The 7,723-nt window shown below is 42.4% G+C and carries 7 protein-coding genes; 1 reads left to right on the top strand and 6 read right to left on the bottom strand.

Annotated features, from left to right (window positions below):
* Positions 1-117: 117 nt before the first annotated feature.
* Positions 118-540, bottom strand: coding sequence for a hypothetical protein (locus HMPREF0373_RS10315; RefSeq protein ID WP_021739646.1), 423 nt, complete (start codon positions 538-540; stop codon positions 118-120).
* A gap of 18 nt (positions 541-558) precedes the next feature.
* Complete coding sequence (locus HMPREF0373_RS10320; RefSeq protein ID WP_021739647.1) at positions 559-2,085, bottom strand: hypothetical protein; 1,527 nt, start codon at positions 2,083-2,085, stop codon at positions 559-561.
* Between the two features lie 393 nt (positions 2,086-2,478).
* Here HMPREF0373_RS10320 and HMPREF0373_RS10325 point away from each other — a divergent pair, with 393 nt between their 5' ends.
* Positions 2,479-3,159 (top strand): phosphatase PAP2 family protein, encoded by a 681-nt coding sequence (locus tag HMPREF0373_RS10325; RefSeq protein WP_021739648.1) that lies wholly within the window; start codon positions 2,479-2,481, stop codon positions 3,157-3,159.
* A 69-nt stretch (positions 3,160-3,228) separates the two neighbouring features.
* Here HMPREF0373_RS10325 and HMPREF0373_RS10330 read toward each other — a convergent pair whose 3' ends face one another.
* The 4 genes from HMPREF0373_RS10330 to HMPREF0373_RS10345 form a co-directional block, all read right to left on the bottom strand.
* Positions 3,229-4,077, bottom strand: a complete 849-nt coding sequence (locus HMPREF0373_RS10330; RefSeq protein WP_021739649.1) for an Mrp/NBP35 family ATP-binding protein — start codon at positions 4,075-4,077, stop codon at positions 3,229-3,231.
* Positions 4,078-4,276: 199 nt separating this feature from the next.
* The gene (gene mtnA / locus HMPREF0373_RS10335; protein WP_021739650.1) at positions 4,277-5,374 is read right to left on the bottom strand and encodes an S-methyl-5-thioribose-1-phosphate isomerase; all 1,098 of its coding nucleotides are present in this window, start codon (positions 5,372-5,374) and stop codon (positions 4,277-4,279) included.
* Positions 5,375-5,533: 159 nt separating this feature from the next.
* Positions 5,534-6,805: a peptidoglycan-binding protein gene (locus HMPREF0373_RS10340; RefSeq protein WP_021739651.1), complete on the bottom strand. Its 1,272-nt coding sequence runs from the start codon at positions 6,803-6,805 to the stop codon at positions 5,534-5,536.
* 93 nt (positions 6,806-6,898) lie between these two features.
* Complete coding sequence (locus HMPREF0373_RS10345; RefSeq protein ID WP_021739652.1) at positions 6,899-7,585, bottom strand: hypothetical protein; 687 nt, start codon at positions 7,583-7,585, stop codon at positions 6,899-6,901.
* Between the last annotated feature and the right edge of the window lie 138 nt (positions 7,586-7,723).

The following is a 7,723-nucleotide window of genomic DNA, read 5'->3' on the forward strand; positions in this document are numbered from 1 at the left end:
TCATAAATCAGTACTGCGATCAGTACACCCCAATTCATAACCAATTCCTCCTATTTTTCTTCCATTGTACTGTCCGATACAATGATCCACCATTTCAGGTTTCTTTTTCTATCCCGATCAGTCAGCCATTTTCCCATTCAGCTGCCGGTATACAACAGAGGTAAGTTTTTTTGTATCCTTGATCTGGACGACCTCATCCAAGGGAAACTTAATATTCAATTCTTTCTGGATTGCCATCAGCAATAATACTTTTTTATTCATTGCTGAAGTGGCACCGTCACAGGATGCCTTATTATCATAGGCTATGGCCTGTTCCTTACTGAGTTTGATTGCTTTTGCAACACTCAGTTCTGCCAGATCGTCCAATACATAAACATCCGACACTTCACCAAACAGATTATATTTATACAGGACATAATCATAAATATAGGTATGTAATTCGTCTTCCTTCATATGACGATGCGCCTTGATATAATCTATCTGGTGCTGCGCATGTTCTCTGTGACTGATCAGATGATTCTTTATCTGTGAAAAATCCAAGATTGTCTCCTTCTACTTTTATGCAATAACTGCTTCAATGCCAAGTGCTTCTGCAAGCATTTTCAGTTCTTCCACATAATCACCATATGCAAGTACCGTATGGTTTCCAAAATACTGCTGTTTGTGGTAGAAATCTACCTTATCAGCTACATTGAAAAATACACCCTGATCACAATTCTTCATCTCATATCCAGCTCCGCCTGAGATAGTTCCCTTTGCAATAAAAATCTTCGTCGCATCCGGTGAAATACGGATCATAGTGATCACCTGTCCGATATCCTGTGCAAAATCATAACGGATGGTTGCGCCAAATCCGCTGTATGCAAACGGTGCCAGACGATATCTCTCTTTCTCTGCTTTCAGACCTTTCAGATTTCTGTTCGGTGTAGAGTGGAACGTCATATAAAGGTTTGTCTTATCTGCAATATCTTCAATGGTATTGTCATTGAACTTGTGGAATGGAATCATATGGCCTTCTTTATCAAAAACAATCGCATTTGTATTTCCCATATATGGTGCTTTTCCGGAAAGATTTGTCATAATAACTTTTCCGATCACGGAATTGATATCATATTCACAGGCTGAAGAAATACCATTTTCATCATTCAGGGAATGTGTCATACATAACGTGAATTTTTCTTCAGAGAATCTGCGTGTGGAGCACAAATCAGGACATGGTGCCGTAAATGCATTACAGTCATACGCATCCAGCAGTTTCTGTACCGTATAGTATGCCTGAATCGTCTTTTTAACCATATCCGGCTCCATCGTGCAGGCTTCTGCATTTGCAATCAGTTCGTCTGTGATCTTCTCAATTTCCTTCATATCTTCATCGTTGATATTCAATGCCTTCCTGCCCGGTGTGGACGGGTTTGTGGTCGGATCTACCGGATGTGTCTGATCCAACAGTTCATGAACATTTACATGACGGAACTGAATGCCCCATTTATTCGTTACATCACTCTGATTAATAAAGTTATCATAAGAACTGTAAGAACGGTTGGAATCCCATCTTACTGCCAGAAGGACACGGGTGTTTTTCAGGCATTTACGAACACGCAGAACTCTCATCCATGTATCAAATTCATCCCATGACATAAATGCATACGCTTCAAGTCCTCTGTTCTTTACCGCTGCCGTATTTCCGATTCCATCACAGCACAGTCCCGGTGCAGCACCTACCGGTTTTTTATAACGCTCTGCAAACTCAAGATAAATATCACCACGTCCGATACCAAAATGAAACAGATAAAAATCAACTTTATCAATATCTTCTGCCATCTTCTCATACATTGCTTCCGGGCTTCTGAACCAGTCATCACGCTCTACATAGATCGGATCCATAATATGAACGCCTTCCGTTTCATGTTGTACTACTTCATTTACATATGCGGCATTCATTTCCTGATTCATCATGGCATCATATTCCGGCATCAGCTCATCGCCTTCCCCAAAGCGACATGGTCCCTCATAAAAATATAAGTGCTGGATTCCCACAAAAATTGGACGAACATTCAATACTGTGTCAATTGTCTTCTTAATCATCTTGTCTTCTCCTCTTGATTATCTGATTAATTCATGATTGTTCCTATATTTCCGTTGATCAACTGGATTGATTCTATTGTAACGTGAACGTTCCTATTTGAAAAACGGATTAATTTCTCAATATCGTGAAAGAGTTTCATACCATACAATTCCTATCATTTTCATCTTTTTTCATAGTAACTATTCTCTTTGTTATCCACTATTTCCCTGTTTTCGGAGCACATCGCTGAAATCTTTCCTTATTTTGATTTTTTTACACAAATTTAAGATTTTTCCACGTTGTTTTTTTCAATCTATGGTGCTACACTCTTCTAGAAACAAAAAAGAAACTGTGTAAGAAACACACAGTTTTGAGAGCATAAAAATTATACTTACATCGGAGCACTATTGCGTATGAAAAAAATTTTTGAATATCTCAGACACAACACCCACCTTTTTCTGTTACTATACGCGTTGATCTATATTCCGTGGTTCTGCTGGCTTGAGGAAAAAGTAAACATCAATTCAAATTTCCATGTCATTCACATGGCACTGGATGACTACATTCCATTTTGCGAGTTTTTTGTCATTCCTTACTACCTGTGGTTTATCTACATGGCAGCTGGCATTATCTTTATCGCATTTACAGATGGAAAACTGTGCTGGCGGCTCGGTATCTTCCTGATCACCGGTATGACCGTATTTCTCTTTATCTCAACGGTATATCCAAACGGACAGCTGCTCCGCCCGGATACATTCGCAAGAGATAACATTTTTGTACACATCGTACAACGACTGTATGCATCGGATACACCGACAAACCTGTTTCCAAGCATCCATGTATACAATTCCCTTGCCATTTATTTTGGATTGGCACACAGTCAAAAGCTGCAAAATAAAAAATGGATAAAAAACGCAGCACTGGTTCTCACCGTCTGCATTATTTTATCCACTATGTTCTTAAAACAGCACTCTGTCTTTGATGTGCTGACAGCCTTTGCACTGGCTGCTTTTATGTATTCCGTCTGCTATGGTTCTATCGCCGTGGCTTTTGAACGGCGGCGGCAGAAACGGATTCCGGCTGGACAAATATAAATATTTCAATGTAAAAAAGATGTGCCATTTTCTTCCATATAAATGAAGAAAATGGCACACCTTTTTTAACTACATATTTTCAATTTTCTTTACTGCATCTTCCAGATATGGATTATCTGCTTTATAGAATAATCCCTCATCTGCCAGTTCTGCATAAGCCGGATCCAACGGCATTTTGCCAAGAACCTGCATTGCCAGCTCAGAAGCTGCTTCATCAATGTGGCTTTCACCGAACAGCTTGATCTCTTTTCCGCAATCCGGACATTTCAGATAACTGTAATTCTCTACTACGCCAAGAACCGGAATATCCATCATGCCAGCCATATTATAAGCCTTCTTTACGATCATCTGTACCAGTTCCTGTGGAGATGTCACGATCACGATACCATCTACCGGAAGAGACTGGAAGACTGTTAGCGGAACGTCACCGGTTCCAGGTGGCATGTCCACGAATAAATAATCCAAATCACCCCAGACAACATCGCTCCAGAACTGTTTTACAGTTCCTGCGATAACCGGTCCTCTCCAGATAACCGGTGCTTCCTCATCCTCCATCAACAAATTGATGGACATAATCTTTGTGCCATCCTCTGCTGCAATCGGCAGGATTCCCATCTCGCTGCCCATAGCCGGTCCGTGTACGCCGAACATTTTCGGAATAGACGGTCCGGTAATATCTGCATCCAGAATACCTACTTCATATCCTTTTTTACGCATTGCAGTTGCTAAAGATGCTGTTACGAAAGATTTACCTACGCCACCTTTACCACTGACAACACCGATTACTTTTTTAACAGATGAATACTCATTTAATTTTTCCTGAAAGCTCTGCGGCTGCTTGCTGCTCGGACATCCTTCACAACTCTCGGAAGAACAGCTTCCTGCACTGCTGCAGCTGCTACATGCACTGTCTGCCATAATTATACCTCCTGTGGATTCTCACTAATCATTAGAATGATCCAGCACAAAGCGCTGCTTTATACAAAGTAATCTTTTTTTCTGAAAACTTGACTCTGCTGAACCATTACTGCTTATTATACCCCACTTTCAGAGAAAAGTGAAGCGTTTATTTTCCTATATTTCACTAGGATTACAGGTTTTTATAAAATTGTTCCTGTTACTTATTCTTCTGAGCTACCTCTTTTTTTGCAAAAATTTCTTTGAAAGATTCTGTATATGGCGGACGTGCGATACCAAACTCGGTCACGATACCTGCGATCAGCTCATGATCTGTCACGTCAAACGCCGGATTAAATACTTTTACACCTTCCGGAGCCATGCGCTCTTTATACCACATCTCTGTCACTTCTTCCGGTTTTCTCTGCTCGATCTTAATCTGATCACCGGTCGGAGTGTTCATATCAATGGTGGATGTCGGTGCTGCGATATACATTGGCACATTATACTGTTTTGCGACTGCCGCAACTACGGAAGTACCGATCTTATTTGCAGTATCTCCGTTTGCTGCCACACGGTCACAGCCCACAAAAATTGCATCTACCCAACCGTTTTTCATAACAGTTGCAGACATATTATCACAGATCAGAGTTACATCAACACCGGAAGACTGAAGTTCAAAAGCAGTCAGACGTGCTCCCTGAAGCAGTGGTCTGGTCTCATCTGCAAAGACACGGAAATTGTAACCGCGCTCCTGTCCCAGATAAATCGGAGCCGTTGCTGTGCCGTATTTGCTTGTTGCAAGTTTTCCGGCGTTGCAGTGTGTCAAAATACCGTCACCCGGTTTTACCAGCGTCAGACCATATTCACCGATGGCTTTGCACACGCGGATATCCTCGTCCTGGATCTCAACAGACTCCTCTTTCAGAAGCTGTTTGATCTCGGCAACGGACTTGTCCGCATTGTTTAATACAACCTGCTCCATGCGGTTTAACGCCCAGGAAAGGTTAACTGCTGTCGGACGGGAAGAATCCAGGTATTCTTTCTGTTTTTTGAACTCTGCATAAAATGCATCATAATTGTCTGTATCAATTCCTTTTGCCAGTACATAAATACCGTAAGCTGCTGCCACGCCGATGGCCGGAGCACCACGTACCTGAAGCAGATAAATTGCATCCCAGATTTCCTGTGCGGTCTTTAATGCAATGATCTCTGTGGTTCCCGGTAATTTTGTCTGATCAATAATAACTACGGCACTGTTTTCATCATCTAAAGACACCGTATCATAATCCATAATGTTTTTTTTCTCTTCCATCATTTATCCTCTCATCTTTCTATATTTTCTGCCATTTATGCCCTATTCTACATGAAATCAAAGAAAAATGCCAGAGTAATTATGATTTCTCCGGCATTTTATCTCATCTTACGTTACTGTTTACATGCGCTAAGTCTCACGTGCGTTCGACTTGAATTGCAGTTAATTCAGCTCCGCGATCCGTGTCACCCCCACATAAATCTGTGAAATTTTATACCAGGTCGGGAAATCCACCACACCACTCACCGGCAGATCAAAGATCCGCTGAAATGCTTCTACGGCTTCCCGGGTACGTTCCCCGAATATCCCGTCCGCCGCAATGGTCGGGATCGCCGGATATGCCTGGGAAATCCGGGCTAACTGCTGCTGGATCTGCCGCACCTTTGTACCGGAGGATCCCACTGTAAGATCTGCACCCGGCCAGGAAGATGGAATTCCGGCAATCTCCTCTGCAGAATTAATATAAATACTGCTGCCATAATAATAACGCAGAATTTCGATGGGGCTGTACCCCTGCTCTCCCAGATAACGGGATCCCCACTGTGTCATCCAACCACTGCAGGTTACATTTTTCCCATCACAATACTGCGTCAGAATCGGCTGCTGTACATTCGGTCTGGACAGATAATGATTGAAAATCTCATCCACAATCCGGGAAATATTGCTGAAAATCGTGCGCCCGAAAGACCATTTCTGATCATAAGCAGTAGATGATGTAATGGTAAAGTCATATCCTTTTCCTCTGTACCACTCCGTGTATACGCGGTTTAAGGAAAAAGACATAATTGCCAGAATATTAGCCCGCAGCGTTGCCTCCGGCCAGGTGGAATAGATCTCGCTGGATGCCACATTTTTGATATAATCCCGATAGCGAACATAATAATCCTGTGCCCTGGTATCTGTCGGCGGTCCATCGTGGACGATCACATACTCCGGAATAACCACGCGGCTCAGCACGATTTCTCCGGATTCATTCACTGGTTTTACCTCATCTTCCGGAATCTTTGGTGGAAAATCTCCCCACAGAGTATTTGGTGGAACAACGATATTTTCCGTTCCCTCTTTCTGTGAGATATCCAACGGCTCCATCCGTATCTCCTGCAAAGCTGTCACATTTGCAAACACATCAATCGCAGATACTTCCACACTTCGGTAGCCTTCTGCCTGCACGGTCACCGTATATTCTGAAAAAGGCTGCGGCCGATCCGGTTCCTGGGAATACTCTATCGGCGGTGCGTCCAACGTCACAGCCTCCGTCTGACCTGATGAATCTGTCTGCAATTCTTCCAACACGCGCTGGCTTTCCCCTGTGTATGCAATGCCGACCCGTGCATTCACAACAGGCTGCAGACCCAATGTTGATGTCACATTGACCTGCAGCCTTCCTCTGTCCACATTTTCATTTTGTTGTACGTGTAACCCTTTGTCCGGCATAAAATCCTCACAAAATAATGTTTACACTAAATCTATGCGATAATACCGGAAAAATGTCCTGGAATAATTGCATACTTTTACAAATTCCATATATTATTTCTGTATATCACTCTGCTGAAATAAGATTGCAAATGTTTTCGCCGTTGTGATAACGTTACTTTGATTTCCGGAAGTTTCTACACTGGAAAACTCTCCACCCTGAGTCACATCTGCATTCTCAAGGGTAAAACTTAACGTTCCTGTCACACTAATGCGAAATCCTCTCTCTTCCTGATAAATATTCGGATCTGATATTTGCGCTGTCGCACCCGGAACCTCCGGAAGATATATTTTTGCGTCCGCCAAATTATCAATCGCTGTGATCGCACCATCTGTCTTCCGGTAAATATAACGGATATCTGCTGAAAATGCTGTCTTTACATTGCAGCCGCTTCCATTTGAAACTGATCCGCATTCTTTATCCACTGTCGCATATCCAATCGCTTCCTCTTCACTCAGTGCAATCTTGTCAGTTTCCAAGCGTTCCTGACTTTCTGCTTCCACATAAGACAGGCCCTTCTCCTGCGCCCATACGGCAAGATAATGATCTCTGGTACCAATTTCATAATCTGCAGGATCTGTACTTTTTTCCACATCCTTTGCCTCTGTTTCACCGCTCAAGACACTACCTTCATCGTTCCTTACTGCACTTTCCTTATCCTGTCCGCATGCTGCCACAAACATACATCCCGCCACGCAAAGCAACACCAGGCCAATATACTTTATACTTCTTCGTTTCATAAAAGCCCCCTCTCATTATACGACAACTATTTTTTTCGTCTATATATAGTATATCATACACTTCCACTATCCATCAACCCCATTTTCTGCTTGGCAACAATATCTCGTTTGTCTTGTTGTTGGCTGAAATTTAATTTT

This window comes from Eubacterium ramulus ATCC 29099 (assembly GCF_000469345.1).
In the GTDB taxonomy this organism is placed as follows: Bacteria; Bacillota; Clostridia; order Lachnospirales; family Lachnospiraceae; genus Eubacterium_I; species Eubacterium_I ramulus.